Raw genomic sequence first — 16821 nt, 5'->3', positions numbered from 1 at the left:
CAGCGATTTCCCTTCCATTGCGTGTGCAGGCTTTAGCATGGCTATCAGTGTTTTCGATCTCTTCAAAGTGGGTATCGGCCCGTCCAGTTCCCATACCGTCGGTCCGATGCGCGCTGCCGCAACCTTTGCCCAAGCGCTGGTCGATCACGGTTTTCTGGCCGACGTGCGACGCGTGGAAATCCGTCTCTATGGTTCTCTTTCAGCGACCGGCGTCGGCCACGCGACGGATCGCGCCTGCGTCATGGGCCTGATGGGCGAATGGCCCGACCGCATCGATCCAACCACCATCGACAGCCGCATTCACACCCTGCGCGAAACCGGCAAACTGTGCCTTGCAGGCGTTGCGCAAATTGCCTTCGACTGGCAACGCGATCTCCTGCTGCTGGACGAAAGCCTGCCCTACCACCCCAACGCCATGTCCCTGACAGCCTTCGGTGAAACCGGCGAACTGTTCGAGCAGACCTACTACTCGGTGGGCGGCGGTTTTATCATCGAAGCCGCCGAAGCCGAATCCGGGATCGCGCCGGCCGGCGACGTGGTGCTGCCTTACGATTTCTCCAGCGCCGCCGAACTGCTCAAACTCTGCAACGAGCACGGGCTGCGGGTGGGCGAACTGATGATGGCCAATGAACGGGCATGGCGCAGTGACGCGGAAATCCGCCAGGGCCTGTTGCATATCTGGTCGGTGATGCGCGAATGCGTCGAGCAGGGGTTGCGCCACGAAGGCATCTTGCCCGGCGGCCTGAGTGTTCCGCGTCGAGCGGCGAAACTGCATCGCAGCCTGCAGGAAATCGGCAAGCCGAATGTCATTACGTCCACCTTGTCAGCGATGGAATGGGTCAACCTGTACGCCCTTGCCGTGAACGAAGAAAACGCGGCCGGCGGGCGCATGGTCACGGCGCCGACCAACGGCGCGGCGGGGATCATTCCGGCGGTGCTGCACTACTACATGAAATTCAATGCCGATGCGTCTGACGATGACGTGGTCGCATTTTTCCTGGGTGCAGCTGCCGTCGGCATCCTGTGCAAGAAAAACGCTTCGATCTCCGGGGCCGAAGTCGGCTGCCAGGGTGAAGTCGGCTCCGCTTGCGCCATGGCCGCCGCTGGCCTGGCAGAGGTGCTTGGCGCCACCCCGGAGCAGCTGGAAAACGCCGCCGAAATCGGCCTGGAACACAACCTCGGCCTCACCTGCGACCCGGTGGGCGGACTGGTGCAAGTGCCGTGTATCGAGCGCAACGCGATCGCCGCGGTCAAGGCCATCAATGCCACGCAAATGGCCCTGCGCGGCGACGGCAAACACTTCATTTCCCTGGACCGGGTGATCCGCACCATGCGCGACACCGGGGCCGACATGCACGACAAGTACAAAGAGACGTCGCGGGGCGGACTGGCGGTGAACTGGGTGGAATGTTGACCGTTTTGGAGGCACGTCGAGGTTAATTGCCCTGAAACGTGCAGAAAACGCGGCCCCCCGTAGGAGCGAGCTTGCTCGCGAAAAACCCTCAGGCGCCGCAAACCATCTGGTTTGACGCGTTATCGTTCACGACCATCGCGAGCAGGCTCGCTCCTACAGAACGTGTTTTTTGTCCGACAATTTTCCGGCATGGGCCTTGCTACTTCCATGCTGGAACAATGATGGCGAGATGGCCGGTGGTCTGGCGTTGCGAACCAACCCGATCATGGCCGGTCAACAACTGCACGTTCAATCAGGCGGTGACGCATCATGGACAACCCTTTCCAGCTCATTACCGATGCCTTTGCAGCGGATTACCAGATCAACCTGAGCATTCAGGGCCTGGACGGCCGCATCATGCTGACCCTGTCCAACAGTGGCCGCGTGGTGGCCAAACGCATGATCAGCGCCGAACAACGCAATGACCCCGAGCGCCTCAAACGATTGGTGCAAAGCATTCAGTTCGGCATTGCCATCGAGCAGGGCCACTGCGCCGTGGCCATCCTCGAATCAATGACCGACGGCGGCACGCGCAACCTGCCCCCACCAGCCAGTGACCGCCACCGACCCACCATGGGACTTTAAAGCTCGCCCTTTTCTACTTCCGGATGTTCACTGGAGCCCTTACCTGTTTTGCGGTGCGGGTTCTCAATCTTCACCGAAGGAAATTGCGACGAAGCGTAACGCACCACCAGAATCGCAAACGCCAACAGCAGAATCCCGCCGCACAGGTAGATGATCCCCAGGTCCGGCGGGTTGTGGTGCGAAACGTTGGAAATCAGCAGCCGCGTCAGCGCGGTGATCGCCACGTAGATCAGGAAGCGCACGGGCATGTGGTTGGTCTTGAAGTAAATCCCGACCATCGCCCCCAGTTCCAGGTAGATGAACAGCAGCAAGATGTCATCGATCTTGATGTGCCCTTCTTCGATCATCCCGAGAAATTCCATCACCGCCGCCCATGCGGTCACCGCACCAATGGCGAACAGCGCCAGGTAGTGAAAGGTTTCGACAAACAGATTGCCCAGGGACTCGGCCAGTTCATGCACGTTCTGCCGCAGTTTTTCGGCCCAGTTGATTTTCACGATGATGCTTCCTTAGGTCGGCTCGACCGGATGATGCGGGTTGGACGTGACGGTTTTTCTGCATGCAGAAAAAAGGCCAGCCCATGATGGCGAGCCGCTCGGGATTGTGCGCCGTGGCGTTTGGTCGCACCTGTGCAGCGCCCCGCCTGACAAATCCCGAATTCGGTCTACATTAAAAAGCCACTACCCAAAAGGCAGGGATTCGCTTATCCTTTAGCTGTATATAGATACAGTAGTCGAAATCGACAACCAATGTGAAGGCATGTGAGGTGGTGAATGGCCGTCGAAGTGGTATACCGCAGCAGCCGAGATCTGGAGCGCTTGTTCATGGATAAAGCCGAAGCTGACCGTCATGACAAAATGCTCGAACTGGCCGAATTGCTGGCTGAAGTGTTGCAAAAAGCCGTTCCGTCCCTGACCGAGCAGCAAGTGGAAGAAGCCGGGATCTACATGGCGAAAAATCGCGACGTGTTCGCCAAGGCGTTCAAGAGCCAGCCGGACGCCCTGTCCGAACTGCTCAGCGCACCGGTTGAAGTCGCACAACCTGTTGCGGCAACCGAGGTCGTTGAGGCCGCTGAGCCGGTCACCCCGGCCAAGCCTGCCAAGGCCCCAAAAGCCGCCAAATAGGCAAAGCCCGAATTGAACAGGCCCTGAGTCGAATGACCCAGGGCCTTTTTCATGCCTGTGGAAAACTCATGCCAGTTTCACCGGTACAACACCTTCTCCGCCAACTCGTCGGCCACCCGCGCGGGGGAGCGTTTTTCCGCCTGGGCGTGGGCGAACACTTCAGTCAGGCGCGAGCTGATTTTCGACAGGTGCGCGGTGATGGTCGACAGTTCCTCGCCGCGGTGCTTGAGCGACACGTAAATCAGTCCGCCGGCGTTTATCACGTAATCCGGTGCGTACAGGATGCCGCGACGTTCCAGTTGGTCGGCAACATCCAGATGGGTCAGCTGATTGTTCGCCGAACCGGCCACTGCCGAGCAGCGCAGTTGCGTCACGCTGTGGCTGTTGAGCACCCCGCCCAAACCGCACGGCGCAAGAATATCGCAAGGCGTGCTGAGCAGTGCGTCGTTGGCGATGGGGTGAGCCCCGAGTTGCTCCATTGCCAGTTGCACCTTGCCGTGATCGATATCGCTGACCAGCAGTTCGGCCCCGGCAGCGTGCAACTGTTCTGCCAGGGCATAACCAACGTTGCCCAGGCCTTGAATGGCAACGCGCAGGCCTTCGAGGTTATCGCTGCCCAGTCGCGCCATCGCCGTGGCGCGAATGCCGGTGAATACGCCCATCGCCGCGTGTGGCGCAGGGTCGCCCGCCGCGGTGGTGCTGGTGACATGCTGGGTCTGCTGGGCGATGCAATCCATGTCCGCCACTGAGGTGCCACTGTCGATGGCCGTGATGTAGCGCCCGTCGAGCTGATTGATACAGCGCCCGAAGGCTTCGAACAGCGCCGCGCGGTTGGCCACATGAACGGGGCGAATGATCACCGCCACGCCGCCGCCCTGGGCCAGGCCAGCCAGTGCCGCCTTGTAACTCATGCCTTGGGCAAGGCGCACCGCATCCTCGACCGCAGACTCGTCGCTGGGATAGGCAAGGTAACGACAACCACCCAGGGCAGGCCCCAGCCGGCTGTTATGAATGGCAATGACCGCCTTCAACCCGGTGACCGAGTCAACGCTCAGATGCAGCGATTCAAGGCGAGTGCTTTGCATGAGAGCGAACATCGTAGGGCTCCCGAATCACTTCTTGTAGTCGCCAGTATAGGCTTGCGCCCAAAAATTGCAGAAGCGCACCGGAATAAGCACGGCCCCGATGCAGGCTTTCGGAAATAACCCGTGGTCGCTCTTGTACGGTACTGGACGAATGCCGGAGAGGGGGCTAAAACGAGGCATTGCCCGGAGATTTTGATGACCCCGCGCCAATCGTTCTTCGCCTGTCTGCAACGTTCACCGCCCGCGCTGTTCGAGGCGGCACTGTGGATTGCGGCCGAGCACGACAGCGAGGTGGAACCGCAAGCGCTGCTGGCCGATTTCCAGGCGTTGCAACAACGGGTCAGCGGTGGCTTGCCGATGCTGCCGGTCAGTGAACTGGCCCAACCGCTGCTGCGGCGCATGAATGACCTTGGCTTCGCCCAGGACGACTTCACGCCATTGCGCCCGCAAGTGGCACTGATGGACAAAGTACTGGAACGCCGACGTGGGCAACCCTTGACGCTGGGGCTGATTGCGCTGGAGTTGGCCAAGGGCCTGGAAATTCCCATGGTCGGGGTCAACTTCCCCGGGCATTTCCTGCTGCGGGTGCCGGGCGCCGATCATTTGCTCGACCCCTGCGGCGGCCGTCGCCTTTATCCCAACGATTGTCGGGAGTTGTTGCTCCGCCAGTACGGCCCGAACATCAAGCTCAGCGCCGAGCACCTGGAAACCGCCGAGCCAGTGCAGATGCTGCAACGGCTGTCGCGCAACCTGCGCCAGTTGTACCTGTCCCACGACGACGTCATCAATGCCTTGATCGACGCCGAACGCGTTCTGGAACTGGGCAACGCCAGCGCCGCCGACTATCTGGCCCGGGCCAGCCTGTACCAACGGCTGGACTGTCCGAACGCCGAGCGTTTTGACCTGGAGCATGCGCTGCTGCTCAGCGACGATCCGATCCAGCGGATTCGCCTGACGGAGCGGCTGGGGCATTTGCCGCCCAACTCCATTGTTCACTGATCACAAAACCTTGTGGGAGCGGGCTTGCTCGCGAAAGCGGACAGTCAGTCGACATCATAGTTGGCTGACACGACGCCTTCGCGAGCAAGCCCGCTCCCACATGGGGCTGGTACAGGGGCTTTAAGGAGTGTCTGACTGGTTCGCCGGATGCGCCTTGATGAACGCCGGGTGCGTCGCCGCCAATGCCGCCACTCGCCGGATGCGTGGATAAGCCTCAAGAGAAACATTGAAACGCTCGGCCGCGTACAGCTGCGGGATCAGGTAGACATCCGCCAGCCCAGGTTCGGGGCCGAAGCAGTAACCGTCATCACCGATCAACTGCTCCACCGTGGCCAGCCCCTGGCCGATCCAGTGACCGATCCACTCCACCACCTGCGGTTCGTCGTGGCCCGACTGGCGCAGCCGATTGAGCACGCTGACATTGTGCAGCGGGTGTACATCGCAGCCGATCACTGCCGCCACGCCGCGCTCGTGAGCACGGGCAGCCAGGTCTTTGGACAGCAGCGGGACCTGTGGATAACGTTCCTCCAGGTACTCGATGATCGCGGGAGACTGGATCAGCAACTCGCCTTCATCGGTGCGCAAGGCCGGCACGCGGCCCTGCGGGTTGATGCCCAGATAAGGCGGCTGACGATGCTCTCCACCCTGCGGTGCGATCAGGTTGACTGGCAAGGATTGATAATCCAGGCCCTTGAGCGCCAACGCGATACGCACCCGGTACGAAGATGTCGAACGGTAGTAGGTATAGAGTTCCATGCCCCGCTCCTGTTAGCGCGCCGGCAGCACTTTGCCGCGGCATTCGCCGAAACCGATGGAAGCAAAACCGTCGCGGCGGCAACGGCCGCGCAGGATGATTTCGTCACCGTCCTCAAGGAATTTACGCACCTCGCCCGAGGCCAGTTCGATCGGCTTTTTACCGCCTTCGGTGATTTCCAGCAGGCTGCCGAACTGACCGCTCTGCGGCCCCGACAACGTGCCCGAGCCGAACAAGTCACCAGCCTGCAATTGGCAACCATTGACGCTGTGGTGCGCGACCATTTGTGCCACGGTCCAGTACATGTGCCCGGTGTTGCTCAGGGTCAGGCGATGAGCTGGCAGGTTCTGTTCACGCATGGCCTCGGTGAGCAGCAATACTTCCAGTTCGATGTCGAACGCGCCAGCGGCCTGGTCGCGCTTGTCGAGCAGGTACGGCAGCGGCTGCGGATCGCCTTGGGGACGTGCAGGCTGGGCACGACGGAACGGCTCCAGCGCTTCGGCGGTGACCACCCACGGCGAGATGCTGGTGATGAAGCTTTTCGACAGGAACGGCCCCAGCGGCTGGTACTCCCAGGCCTGGATGTCCCGTGCCGACCAGTCGTTGAGCAGGCAGAAACCGGCGATGTGATCGGCAGCGTCGCCAATGGCAATCGAGTCGCCCATGTCGTTGCCCTGGCCGATCCAGATGCCCAGTTCCAGTTCGTAGTCCAGGCGCGCGCAAGGGCCGAACGTCGGTTCGCTCTGACCGGCCGGCAGCGTCTGGCCTTTCGGGCGGCGCACATCGGTACCGGACGGGCGAATGGTCGACGCACGACCGTGGTAGCCGATTGGCACGTACTTGTAGTTCGGCAGCAACGGGTTGTCCGGGCGGAACAGTTTGCCGACGTTCTGCGCGTGTTCGATACCGACATAGAAGTCGGTGTAATCGTTGATTTTCGCCGGCAGGTGCATCTCGCAATCCGCCGCCAGTGGCAGCAGTTTTGCGCCCTGGGCTTCGATCTTGCCGTGCAGGGTGCTGCCCTCGGCGAACAGTTCCAGCAAACGCTCGCGCAACGCGACGCGAGCCTCGCGGCCCAGTTCGAAGAACGCATTCAACTGGCCGCCACAGGTGGCCTCGACGGCAGCCTTCGCGGCGCCATCGAACAATCCGGCCTCCAGGGCCGCTTGCAGATCAAAGATATGCTCGCCAATCGCCACGCCACTGCGCGGTGCCGAGCCGTTGAGGCTGAACACGCCCAGCGGCAGGTTTTGCAGGGGAAAGTCCGCGTGGCCGTTGGCGGATGCAACCCAGCTGCGAGTGATGGAAGTCTGCGTCATGGGTTATCTCCGGGTCGGGTCGAAAGTGGCGGGCAGCGTAGCCCAGCAGGCGTCGTAGGTGTTTTGCAGTTGCGGGCAATCAAGGGCGAAACTGCTTGGGCGCAACACCTGGCTGGTCTCGAACATGAACGCCATGGTGTTGTCGATTTTCGCCGGCTTTAGCTCAGCGTTGATCGCTTTGGTGCAAGTCTCTCCGTCGGGACCGTGGGCGCTCATGCAGCTGTGCAACGAAGCACCGCCGGGCACAAAGCCTTCGGCCTTGGCGTCGTATTCGCCCTGGATCAACCCCATGAATTCGTTCATCAGGTTGCGATGGAACCACGGCGGACGGAAGGTTTTCTCGGCCACCATCCAGCGCGGCGGGAAGATCACGAAGTCGAGGTTGGCCAGGCCGTGAACGCTGGTCGGCGACGTCAGCACGGTGAAGATCGACGGATCGGGGTGATCGAAACTGACGGTGCCGATAGTGTTGAATCGGCGCAGGTCATATTTGTACGGCACGTTGTTACCGTGCCAGGCGACCACGTTGAGCGGCGAATGATTGAGCTCGCAGGCCCACAACTGGCCGAGGAATTTCTGCACCAGCGTGGTGGGTTGTTGCAGGTTTTCGTAGGCCGCCACCGGGGTCAAAAAGTCCCTCGGATTGGCCAGGCCATTGCTGCCAATCGGTCCCAGGTCCGGCAGACGCAGCGGTGCGCCATGGTTTTCGGCGACGTAACCGCGGGCTTGCGGGTCGAGCAGTTCGATGCGGAATTTAAGGCCGCGAGGCAGTACGGCAATTTCCAGCGGCTCCAGTTCAAGCACGCCCAGTTCGGTGGCGATGCGCAGGCGCCCCAGTTCAGGCACCAGCAACATCTCGCCGTCAGCATTGAAGAACGCGCGCTCCATGGAACGGTTGGCGCGGTAGTTGTAGATGCTGATCCCGGCCGGTTTTTCTGCGCCCGAGTTGGCGGCCATGCTCACCAGGCCGTCGATGAAATCGGTCGGCTCGGCGGGAATGTCCAGCGGGTTCCAGCGCAGGCGGTTGGGGGTCACCTCACCCAGCGGGCCGCCGGCCAGTTGCCGGTCCAGTTTGACGAATGCCGGATGATTGGCCGACGGCTGAATGCGGTACATCCAGGTCCGTCGCGCTTCGCTGCGCGCCATGGTGAACGCCGTGCCGGAGAACAGTTCGGTGTAAAGGCCGTACGGGGCTTTTTGCGGGGAGTTCTGGCCGACAGGCAGTGCGCCGGGCAACGCTTCGCTGCTGAATTCGTTGCCGAAGCCTGACTGGTAGGCCAGCGCTGGCGTCGTTGAATCGGGGTTCATGGAGCCTCCTGAACAGGGAGTCGGCAGTGGCCGCTCGCTCTGTTGCAGAGGTCGAGGCACGCCTGGGTTGTTTTTATCGTAATTTGATTACGCATAACGTAATTTGATTGGTATTGACCGTCAAGCTATAAAGACGCCCATTCGTCCCGGGATCACAGCACCACCATGGAAAAGACCAGCGACAGCAACGGCAAACAGAAAGTCCGCTCGGCCGAGGTTGGCACCGACATCCTCAAGGCCCTGGCCGAGTTGTCGCCTTCGACTTCGCTGTCGCGCCTGGCCGAACATGTGCAGATGCCGGCGAGCAAGGTTCACCGCTATTTGCAGGCCCTGATCGCCAGCGGATTCGCCGAACAGAACGCCGCCACCAACCATTACGGCCTGGGCCGCGAAGCCCTGCGCGTAGGGTTGGCGGCACTCAACAGTATGGACGTGCTGAAAGTCGCCGCCCTGCCCCTGGCTGAACTGCGCGATGACTTGAACGAAACCTGTTTCCTGGCGGTGTGGGGCAATCAGGGCGCGACCGTGGTGCATATCGAACCGGCGGTGCGTGCGGTGACGGTGGTGACACAACTGGGCTCGGTGTTGCCCTTGCTCAGTTCCTCGACGGGACTGGTGTTTGGCGCCTACCTGCCTGCGCGTGAAACCGTGGATCTGCGTGAACAGGAACTGCAAAACGTTACCGCCCACGCCTTGGCGGATGATCAGGCCTACGCAACGATGTGCGAACAGATCCGCCATCGGGGCCTGCATCATGTGCATGGACTCTTGATGCCCGGAGTGGATGCCTTGTCGGCACCAGTGTTCAACGCCATGGGCAGGATCACGGCAGTACTGACCGTGGTCGGGCCGACCTCGTTGTTTCATGCCGATGAAAACGGCCCGGCGGCGCAGCGGTTACTGGCTGCGACGCGGGCCGTCAGTTGGAGAATGGGCTACGAAAGTCCCTGAGTATCAGATCAGGAAATCCGGAGCAATTTCGATTACAAGGTCACTGACGTCCTTGATCGTCAGTTGCGGATGCAAATCAGATTCCCGGGAACTGTAGGCGATCGAATAAACACCCAGTCCTTCGCCGTGATAGTAAGGAATTTCATCATGTTGAAAATGAGCAAAGATATCTTCGGCCAGACTTCTGGATTGAAGTATCTTTCGCCCGTCCGACTCAGTCACAAAGCTGGTCAAGTACACATTATCAATATTGATTTCCGGGATCTGATACTTTAACGCTGCGTGGACCTGCTCGATACCAGAAACCTTGACCGAGCGTTTTGAGAGGTTGATTGAGGGCGCATCGGTCAACCAACGGACGGTATCCATTACTATTTCTTCAAACTCTAGCAAATCCAGCCCTTTAACCTGATACTCCGGCTCGAAAGAATAACGCCGTTTGAAGATTCCATTGATAACCTGGACATAAGTAGGCAGCGACTCTTTCTCAACCCACTCCAGCGTCTCATCGAATAACGTCCTGGACTCAATGACGTCGGCGTCAATACTCTCACCCAACGTATTCAGATAGGTCGTGAACGGGTTGATCCCGAGTTTCCCCAGGCGTTCAACCAACAGCACCTCGACGGCGAAATCCGCACGAATACGCTTCAATAGAACAATTTTACTGGTAGAAAAAAAACTGTCACTCATACAGACTTCCTGTCACGTTAAAGAACCGAGCATCCTGCTCGAACTGTCGTTCAACATACTGACATCGCAAACACTTGCTTGTTTGTCAGCGCCGACGACCATACTAATCAACACAGTTATTTATGCACGCGACCATATGTTTGAATTCATTTCCCGACTAAAAACCAACAACTACCAGGCCTGCATTATCAATCCCAACTTCTTTGCCATGGCAACTGCCTGTGTACGCCGTTCCACACCCAACTTGCTGTGAATGCGCCGGGCATGGGTTTTCACCGTATGCAGCGAAATGAACAGCTGCTCGGCAATTTGCTGATTGGAATTACCCTGGGCAATCAGGCCGAGCACTTCCAGCTCCCGACAACTTAGCAGGCTGGCATCCAGGGCCAGCGCGGTCACCGTCTCCTCGCCTTGTAAACGACAGATCAGGTTCGGCTGGCGCAAGTTCAAATCACGCAATGCCTGTTGTCCCTGACAACGCTTGACCAACGCCAGCCCGGCCTCCAGTGCTGCGTGAGCCGTGTCCGGCTCACCCGTCAGGTCCGCCACTTCGCAGATTGCCAATTGCAGCTCCGTTTCCAGCGCCAGCATGGCGTGTTGTTGCGCGTGTTCGAGTAACGCCTTGAGTCGATCCAGTGGACGTTGCACCAGTTGCAGTTGAGCCTCGGCCAACACCAACTGGTATTCGATACGCGCAATCAGTTGCAGCGTGGCCGGCGGTGCCTGGCGCGCGTTGGCCCCACGATAATGACGCAAGACCCGGGTCAGCGCTTCCCGGGCCAGCTCCGGGCGCCCTTGTTGCAGCCAGAAATGACTGCTGATTTGCAGCAGTACCCCGCGATACACCGTGTCGGGGATCTGCCGTTGCTGCATCAACCGTTCGGCCTCGCGCAGACGATCAAATGCATGGGCGTAATCACGTTGGTTGGCCGCCAGTTGCGCCTGCCCGAGAAACCCGTACAGGACATGCTTGTCCTGACTGTGGAGGCAGTCATCGAGGCCCGCCTGGAAACATTCACCGGCCAATTCATCCTGGCCCTGGCACAAGGCCAAGCGCCCACGCCGCAGGGCGATTCGTCCCAGCAGCGGCGTCGGTCGATCAGCCTGCCGTCCGAGCATTTCATGGATGTCGGCCAGCAACTGCCCTGCTCGCCGCGGAGCGCCACGCTGCTCCAGCAACTGCGCATGATCGAGTTCGAGCAAGCCTTCAAACAGCAACGAGCCTTGCGCCCGCGCCAGGCACAGGGCATCACGATTGAAGGCCTGGGCGGCATCGAGGTCGGCGTTGAGCAGCGCCTGCTGGGTCAGCCCGGACAGACACAACAACCGTGCGGGCCACGCCTCGGCCGCCAGTTCGTCCAGCGCCTCGATAAAATGCGCCCGTGCCGCCGGCAGGCGTCCCTGCAAATGCAGCAACCAACCCTGTTGCGCCTGCCAACGCGCCAGCAGTTGGCGTTGCAAGGATGCCGTCGGTTGCGGGGCAAATCGGGACAGTTGCCCAATGCAGGCAGCCGCCTGCTCGAAACGCCCGGCAAACAGCAACGCCGCGGTGATCAACCCCACCCGTTGCGGCGTGCCCAGGGTCAACTGTTCACCCAGCTGCTCGTGCAGTTTGAGTAACCAGCTGACGTTCTGACGCTTGAACAGATGCTCAAAACTGAAGTGTTGCAACAGGCTGACCGCGACCTCGTGCTCTTGCGCCAGCAACGCCTGCTCGAAGGCGCCCTGCCAGTCTTCTTCGGCGCTGAACCATTGGCACGCGCGGCGATGCCAGGATCGCCCGGCCGGGGTCGGTTCTTCACGCATCTCCCGGGCCAGTGGCTCGAAGACCCGCAACCACTCGACGGAGTCTTCCCAGGGTTCAATGAAGCAGCCCATGTCCTGCAACGCGTGCAACCACTGCGCGCCCTCACCCGTGCCGAAAAGATGCTCGCACAAGCTGGCGTTGAAGCGTGGCAGATGAACCAATACCTTCCAGACCTCAACCAACTCCGATGGCAAGGTGTTGAACAACTCGTGTTGCAGATAATCGAGCAATGTCGCCGAACGCCCCTGCTCACCCGACCACGGACAACCATTGAGCAATGCGATCCGCACGCCAGCGCACCAGCCACCACTGCGCTGAGCCACCCTTTTGGCGGTTTGTGCCGCCAGGGCCGGCTCGACATGACCGAGCAACTGCCCGACCTCGGCCTCGGTAAACGCCAGCGTCCGGCCTTCGCACTCGTACAACTCATCATCGAGCAGCAGCCGCGGCCAGTTGCAGGGTGGTCGTCGACGGGAGCTCAGCCACCAGGTCAGCGCCGGGCTGTCGACGGCCAACAGGCGATCGAGCATCCGGTCGAGTTCCGGATTGGGTGCTCGACAGTAATCATCGATAAACAGCCAGGTCGGCGCCTGTAATCGGGCCAGTTGCGCCAACAGCCCGGGCTCATCCGTCGAGGGCAGACCCAGCGCTTGCGTCAGGCGCAATAGTAAATCGGCTGCACTCAACGACGCCCCCGCCAGCGGCAGCCAACAGATCCGAGCGTGCTCCGGCGCCCGCAGCAGGCATTCGGTAAGCAACGCGCTCTTGCCACTACCGGCCGGTGCGCAAAGCAACTTCACCCGAGCGGTCGAAACCAGCATGGGCTCGATCAGTCGCTCGCGGGACAGATGATGGGACGACAGTCGGGGCAGGAAGCCAGGGCGGTCCAGACAGTGCGTCATTGCAGTCATTGTGGTGCGCCTTTTTTATAATTCTGGCGCCACCCTAGCCCCCTCCCGAGCGCTTGTTGAAGAAGTATTCAACACACTGATCGACCGCTATAAAAAAGGTGACCGCAAAGTCACCCTTTTGTGTAAGACCCTGTAGGAAACCTACCTGACCCCCGTGCTCCGCAAGGCTGCTGGCGTGTAGTCCCCCGCTTTTGCATCGATGTTGAATTCGAAGCTGCGCTTCTCTTCGTTCTTCATTCCCAGGGCGATATAGCGACCGGCGATCAGGTCATAGAGCGCTTCGACGGTGTAGGCCGGCACCTGGTGATCGTAGTAGAACTGGGCATGCCCTTCGGCGACGCGCCAGAGTTGGCCACGCCCGTCGTAGTGGTCGGCCAGCGCCACTTGCCAGCTGTCTTCGTCGATGTACATGTGGCGCTTGGCGTACACGTGACGCTCGCTCGGCTTGACGGTGGCGACGACTTCCCAGACACGGTGCAACTCGTAGCGGGTCAGGTCCTGATTGATGTGCCCGGCCTTGATCACATCGGTGTACTTGAGGTTGGGCGAGTCGAGCTTGTAGCTGTTGTAGGGAATGTACATCTCCTTCTTGCCGATCAGTTTCCAATCGTAGCGATCCGGCGCGCCGGAAAACATGTCGAAGTTATCGGTAGTTCGCAGGCCGTCGGATGAGGTGCCGACACCGTCATAAGCGACCTGCGGCGCACGCCGTACCCGGCGCTGGCCAGCGTTGTAGATCCAGGCCTTGCGCGGTTCCTTGACCTGGTCGAGGGTCTCGTGGACCAGCAACACATTGCCCGCCAGCCGCGCCGGCGCGGTCACTTCCTGCTTGAAGTAGTTGAGGACGTTATCGTCGCTGCCCGGTTTCAGATCGCTGAGCAACGACGGCACGGCGACTTCGTCCTTGAAGCGGATCACCGTGAAGTCGCCATTGGACTGCGGTGTTGCCTGGGTGATGGTGCGGCGCAGATTGCCGCCGTGGTAACGGGTGACATGGTTCCAGATCACTTCCACGCCATTCTTCGGAATCGGGAATGCGTAGTAGCGATTGCCAGTGAAGTTGGCCAGACCGTTACCCTCGTTGATCGGTGTTACGTTCAGCGCACTGCGCTTGGCCGACTCATAGATTTCTGCCGGTAACGCCACGGTGCGATGGCTCGGGTAGACCGGAATCTTGTAGGTCTCTGGGTAGCGCTTGAACATTGCGATCTGGCCGTCGGAGAGTTTGTCCTTGTACTTGTCGACAGTCGCCGCGGTGATCACGAACAACGGCTTTTCGTTGGCGAACGGGTCGGCCAGGAAACCTTTGCTGTCCACCGCGCCAGCGTTTTTCGGGATGCCGCCGGTCCAGGCCGGAATCGAGCCATCGGCATTGCCGACCTTCTCGGCACCGAGCGGTGTAAGGCTGGTGCCGAGCGTGTTGGCTTCTTGCGGCGACACCGCCGCCATCACGTTGGCGGCCAGCAGACTCAGGGCCAGAACGGTGCCCAATTGCAGAATCATCTTGCGCATTGAATTCATCCTTTTCAGCCAGATCAGAAGTTCACACCAAAGCTCAACGCCACGAAGTCACGGTCGGTGAGGACGTTGTAGTCGCCGCCGAAAAAGTCGGTGTAACTGAGGCTGGCGGTATAGGTGTTGCGATAGTCCGCATCGACTCCGAGGCTGATGGCCTTGGCGCCTTCGTTGAACAGACCGTTAGGGCCATAGCCTGCGACGTCGTGGGACCACGAGAGGTTGGGCCTGACGTTGATCCCGGCGATGAGGTTGTTGTAGTCGAGGATGGCCCGAGCGCGATAACCCCATGAAGTCGAGGTCACGAAACCGTCGGTATCGCCGCCGAATCCGTACTGGCCATACACCGAGTCGCGGCCGTAGCGCAGTTTGGTACGTGCTTCCAGACCACCGACCCGAACCACCGCCGCCTCGCCTACCAGGGTCAGGCGATCTGCACCCGCGACCTGATCGATGAAGTGCGTCAGGGTGCTCTGGATCTGCGTCACTTCCTTGCGGCGATAACCTTTGTTGTCAGCCCCGGGTGACGTGGCAATCGGTGATGCCGCACCGCCCGCAATCGGATTGAGCATGGCCAGGGTCAGGTCATTGGTGTTGACCTGCACCGGGAGGTTGGGGCGGTAGCTGATTTCCCCGCTCCACGCGGTGCCGGTGGATAACGTGGTGGCGAAGCTGGCGCCGTAGAGGCGGATGTCCTCCGGGTATTCGAGGTAATACTGGCCGCGACCGAGCATCACACTTTGGGCCAGGCCCGAACCGCTGCCGGGGGCGATGCGGTTGGCGGTGGCAACGATTCCCGGAATGCTTGCCAGCGTACCGGGGCCGGCGGTGGTGGTCCCGACATTCGGTGAACGGCTGTGGTAGTTCATGAAGTACAGGCCGTACTCGGTGTCGTCCCCCAGCCAGCGCAGCGCCGTACCCCACTGCCCGGAATCCCGGGCATCGCGGTCACCACCACGGGGAACGATCACCCCCTCCTTGCTGACCTCGAAGCCCTGGCCAAAGGCAGCCGCAATCGGCTGCAAGGGTGCAATGGCCGGGCTGGCGACGGTGTAGCCCTTGTTGCAGCCGTCCGCCACCACATCGACACCAAAGAAAGTGCCGCAATTATCGACGACCGTCTGGTCCCACTCCAGTTGATAGAAGCCTTCCACGGTCAGCTTTTCCGTCAGCCCCTGGGAGGCGAACAACATGTTGACCGGGATCAGGCCTTCCTTGATCTCGGCGCCAGGACGACGGAACGCGGACACGTCGACCGGATTGATGCTGTTGATCGAGTTGCCGATGAACGTGCTCTCCCCCCAACTGACCACCTGCTTGCCGGCGCGGACCGTGCCCGGCAAATCGGCGAGGGAGTAGTTGTGATAGACGAAAGCGTCGAGGATTTGTCCGCCTGAAGACTTGGCGCCTTCTTTGCGATTGTGATCGCTGATGTCCTTGAAGGGGCGGCTTTCATCCTTGAGTTCAAAGTCGTACCAGTACTTGCCACGCACAAACGCACCGGTGTCGCCGTACTTCAGTTCGAGGTCGTGAATACCCTTGAAGATCTTCGAGAAGGTTTCACCCTTCTTGAAATTCAATCGCCCGTCGTCACCGGTCGAAGACTGGCCGGAGCCGCCGTTGACGATGCCCACCAGGGATTTATCCGCATCACGCATGCCCCAGCTCGCGCCGACCGACAACGAGGAGTCGAACGTCCCCTCGATCTCCCCGATGTTGAATGAAAGGGCCTGCGCCTGGGCGCAACAGCCTAATGCGACTGCAACCGCCAGCGCCTGCGGTGTGAAGATGGCGCGCATTGTTGTTTTTGTCATGCGTCTTCCCCGGTGAGTGACAGAAGGCCTCACCCTACTGCCGGGCACCGGGGTCGATAAGCGCACCAAGGAGGTATTCGTGGTGTACCTCTAAAGGATGACTGGCACAGACGACGAGCACCCGAATCCCGACTGTTGCCGGGGCTGCAACAGTGCATGTCGGGAATTGGTATTTTTCCTACAGCGCCGAGGGCTTACTCTTACCTCACTGTCACAGTAAACCACCGCAGGCACCCTGTACCGGCCTGCGCCGTGACTGAAAGATTTCAGATGAATCGAGGATTCGGTTCGTCACCCTGTGTTCACTGACGTTGATTTGTAGCTCCTGATCCAACGTCTTACTTTGGCCGCTGCGTTTGCAGCGGCCTTTTTTATGGGCGATGGTTGTTGATAATTAACAGCTGCCAGTCAGTGCCCCCCGGAGCATCCAGGTAAAACTTCGCATGCCTACATTTCTTTCAGAAAGTACCTACAAGCATAGGTAAACACCAAAAGCACTCGAG

13 protein-coding genes and 1 pseudogene are annotated in these 16821 nt (G+C 60.2%); 5 read left to right on the top strand and 9 right to left on the bottom strand.

Going from position 1 to position 16821, the window contains the following annotated elements; all coding sequences use genetic code 11:
* Window positions 1-37: 37 nt before the first annotated feature.
* Entirely contained in the window at window positions 38-1414 is a 1377-nt protein-coding gene (locus tag AC1Q6Y_RS19460) for an L-serine ammonia-lyase (RefSeq protein WP_057716377.1), read from the top strand.
* Window positions 1415-1723: 309 nt separating this feature from the next.
* Window positions 1724-2038 (top strand): DUF3509 domain-containing protein, encoded by a 315-nt coding sequence (locus tag AC1Q6Y_RS19455; RefSeq protein ID WP_057716378.1) that lies wholly within the window; start codon window positions 1724-1726, stop codon window positions 2036-2038.
* Here AC1Q6Y_RS19455 and AC1Q6Y_RS19450 read toward each other — a convergent pair.
* Entirely contained in the window at window positions 2035-2535 is a 501-nt protein-coding gene (locus tag AC1Q6Y_RS19450; RefSeq protein ID WP_057716379.1) for a phosphate-starvation-inducible protein PsiE, read from the bottom strand. The genes AC1Q6Y_RS19455 and AC1Q6Y_RS19450 overlap by 4 nt on opposite strands.
* 276 nt (window positions 2536-2811) lie before the next feature.
* Here AC1Q6Y_RS19450 and AC1Q6Y_RS19445 point away from each other — a divergent pair.
* A pseudogene (locus tag AC1Q6Y_RS19445) lies at window positions 2812-3051 on the top strand (YebG family protein); the annotation flags it as partial.
* A gap of 188 nt (window positions 3052-3239) precedes the next feature.
* Here AC1Q6Y_RS19445 and AC1Q6Y_RS19440 read toward each other — a convergent pair.
* On the bottom strand, window positions 3240-4259 hold the full coding sequence (locus AC1Q6Y_RS19440; protein ID WP_057716381.1) for a Glu/Leu/Phe/Val dehydrogenase family protein: 1020 nt from the start codon (window positions 4257-4259) through the stop codon (window positions 3240-3242).
* Window positions 4260-4442: 183 nt separating this feature from the next.
* On the opposite strand from AC1Q6Y_RS19440, the gene AC1Q6Y_RS19435 reads away from it, so the two are divergent.
* Entirely contained in the window at window positions 4443-5246 is an 804-nt protein-coding gene (locus AC1Q6Y_RS19435; RefSeq protein ID WP_492624989.1) for a SirB1 family protein, read from the top strand.
* Window positions 5247-5366: 120 nt separating this feature from the next.
* Here AC1Q6Y_RS19435 and maiA read toward each other — a convergent pair whose 3' ends face one another.
* Genes maiA through hmgA form a run of 3 tightly spaced genes read right to left on the bottom strand, consistent with a single transcriptional unit; the run spans window position 5367 to window position 8627 of the window.
* The gene (maiA, locus tag AC1Q6Y_RS19430) at window positions 5367-6002 is read right to left on the bottom strand and encodes a maleylacetoacetate isomerase (protein WP_492624988.1); all 636 of its coding nucleotides are present in this window, start codon (window positions 6000-6002) and stop codon (window positions 5367-5369) included.
* 12 nt (window positions 6003-6014) lie between these two features.
* On the bottom strand, window positions 6015-7319 hold the full coding sequence (fahA, locus tag AC1Q6Y_RS19425; protein ID WP_150812783.1) for a fumarylacetoacetase: 1305 nt from the start codon (window positions 7317-7319) through the stop codon (window positions 6015-6017).
* 3 nt (window positions 7320-7322) lie between these two features.
* Window positions 7323-8627 carry a homogentisate 1,2-dioxygenase gene (hmgA, locus tag AC1Q6Y_RS19420; protein ID WP_150812784.1) on the bottom strand — a complete coding sequence of 435 codons (1305 nt, stop codon included), beginning with the start codon at window positions 8625-8627 and terminating at the stop codon, window positions 7323-7325.
* 165 nt (window positions 8628-8792) lie between these two features.
* Here hmgA and AC1Q6Y_RS19415 point away from each other — a divergent pair, with 165 nt between their 5' ends.
* Window positions 8793-9578 (top strand): IclR family transcriptional regulator, encoded by a 786-nt coding sequence (locus AC1Q6Y_RS19415; RefSeq protein ID WP_489845364.1) that lies wholly within the window; start codon window positions 8793-8795, stop codon window positions 9576-9578.
* 3 nt (window positions 9579-9581) lie between these two features.
* On the opposite strand, the gene AC1Q6Y_RS19410 is transcribed toward AC1Q6Y_RS19415, so the two are convergent.
* From AC1Q6Y_RS19410 to AC1Q6Y_RS19395, 4 genes are all read right to left on the bottom strand, one after another.
* Window positions 9582-10271 (bottom strand): hypothetical protein, encoded by a 690-nt coding sequence (locus AC1Q6Y_RS19410; RefSeq protein ID WP_492624987.1) that lies wholly within the window; start codon window positions 10269-10271, stop codon window positions 9582-9584.
* A gap of 171 nt (window positions 10272-10442) precedes the next feature.
* The gene (locus AC1Q6Y_RS19405; protein WP_492624986.1) at window positions 10443-12989 is read right to left on the bottom strand and encodes a LuxR C-terminal-related transcriptional regulator; all 2547 of its coding nucleotides are present in this window, start codon (window positions 12987-12989) and stop codon (window positions 10443-10445) included.
* 141 nt (window positions 12990-13130) lie between these two features.
* Window positions 13131-14501, bottom strand: a complete 1371-nt coding sequence (locus AC1Q6Y_RS19400) for a DUF1329 domain-containing protein (RefSeq protein WP_492624985.1) — start codon at window positions 14499-14501, stop codon at window positions 13131-13133.
* A 23-nt stretch (window positions 14502-14524) separates the two neighbouring features.
* The gene (locus AC1Q6Y_RS19395; RefSeq protein ID WP_492624984.1) at window positions 14525-16318 is read right to left on the bottom strand and encodes a DUF1302 domain-containing protein; all 1794 of its coding nucleotides are present in this window, start codon (window positions 16316-16318) and stop codon (window positions 14525-14527) included.
* Window positions 16319-16821 lie beyond the last annotated feature (503 nt).

Source organism: Pseudomonas sp. GW823-FHT06E10, from assembly GCF_058794995.1.
Note: the sequence above shows the minus strand (reverse complement) of the source record. Positions and strands in the feature narration are given on the sequence as shown.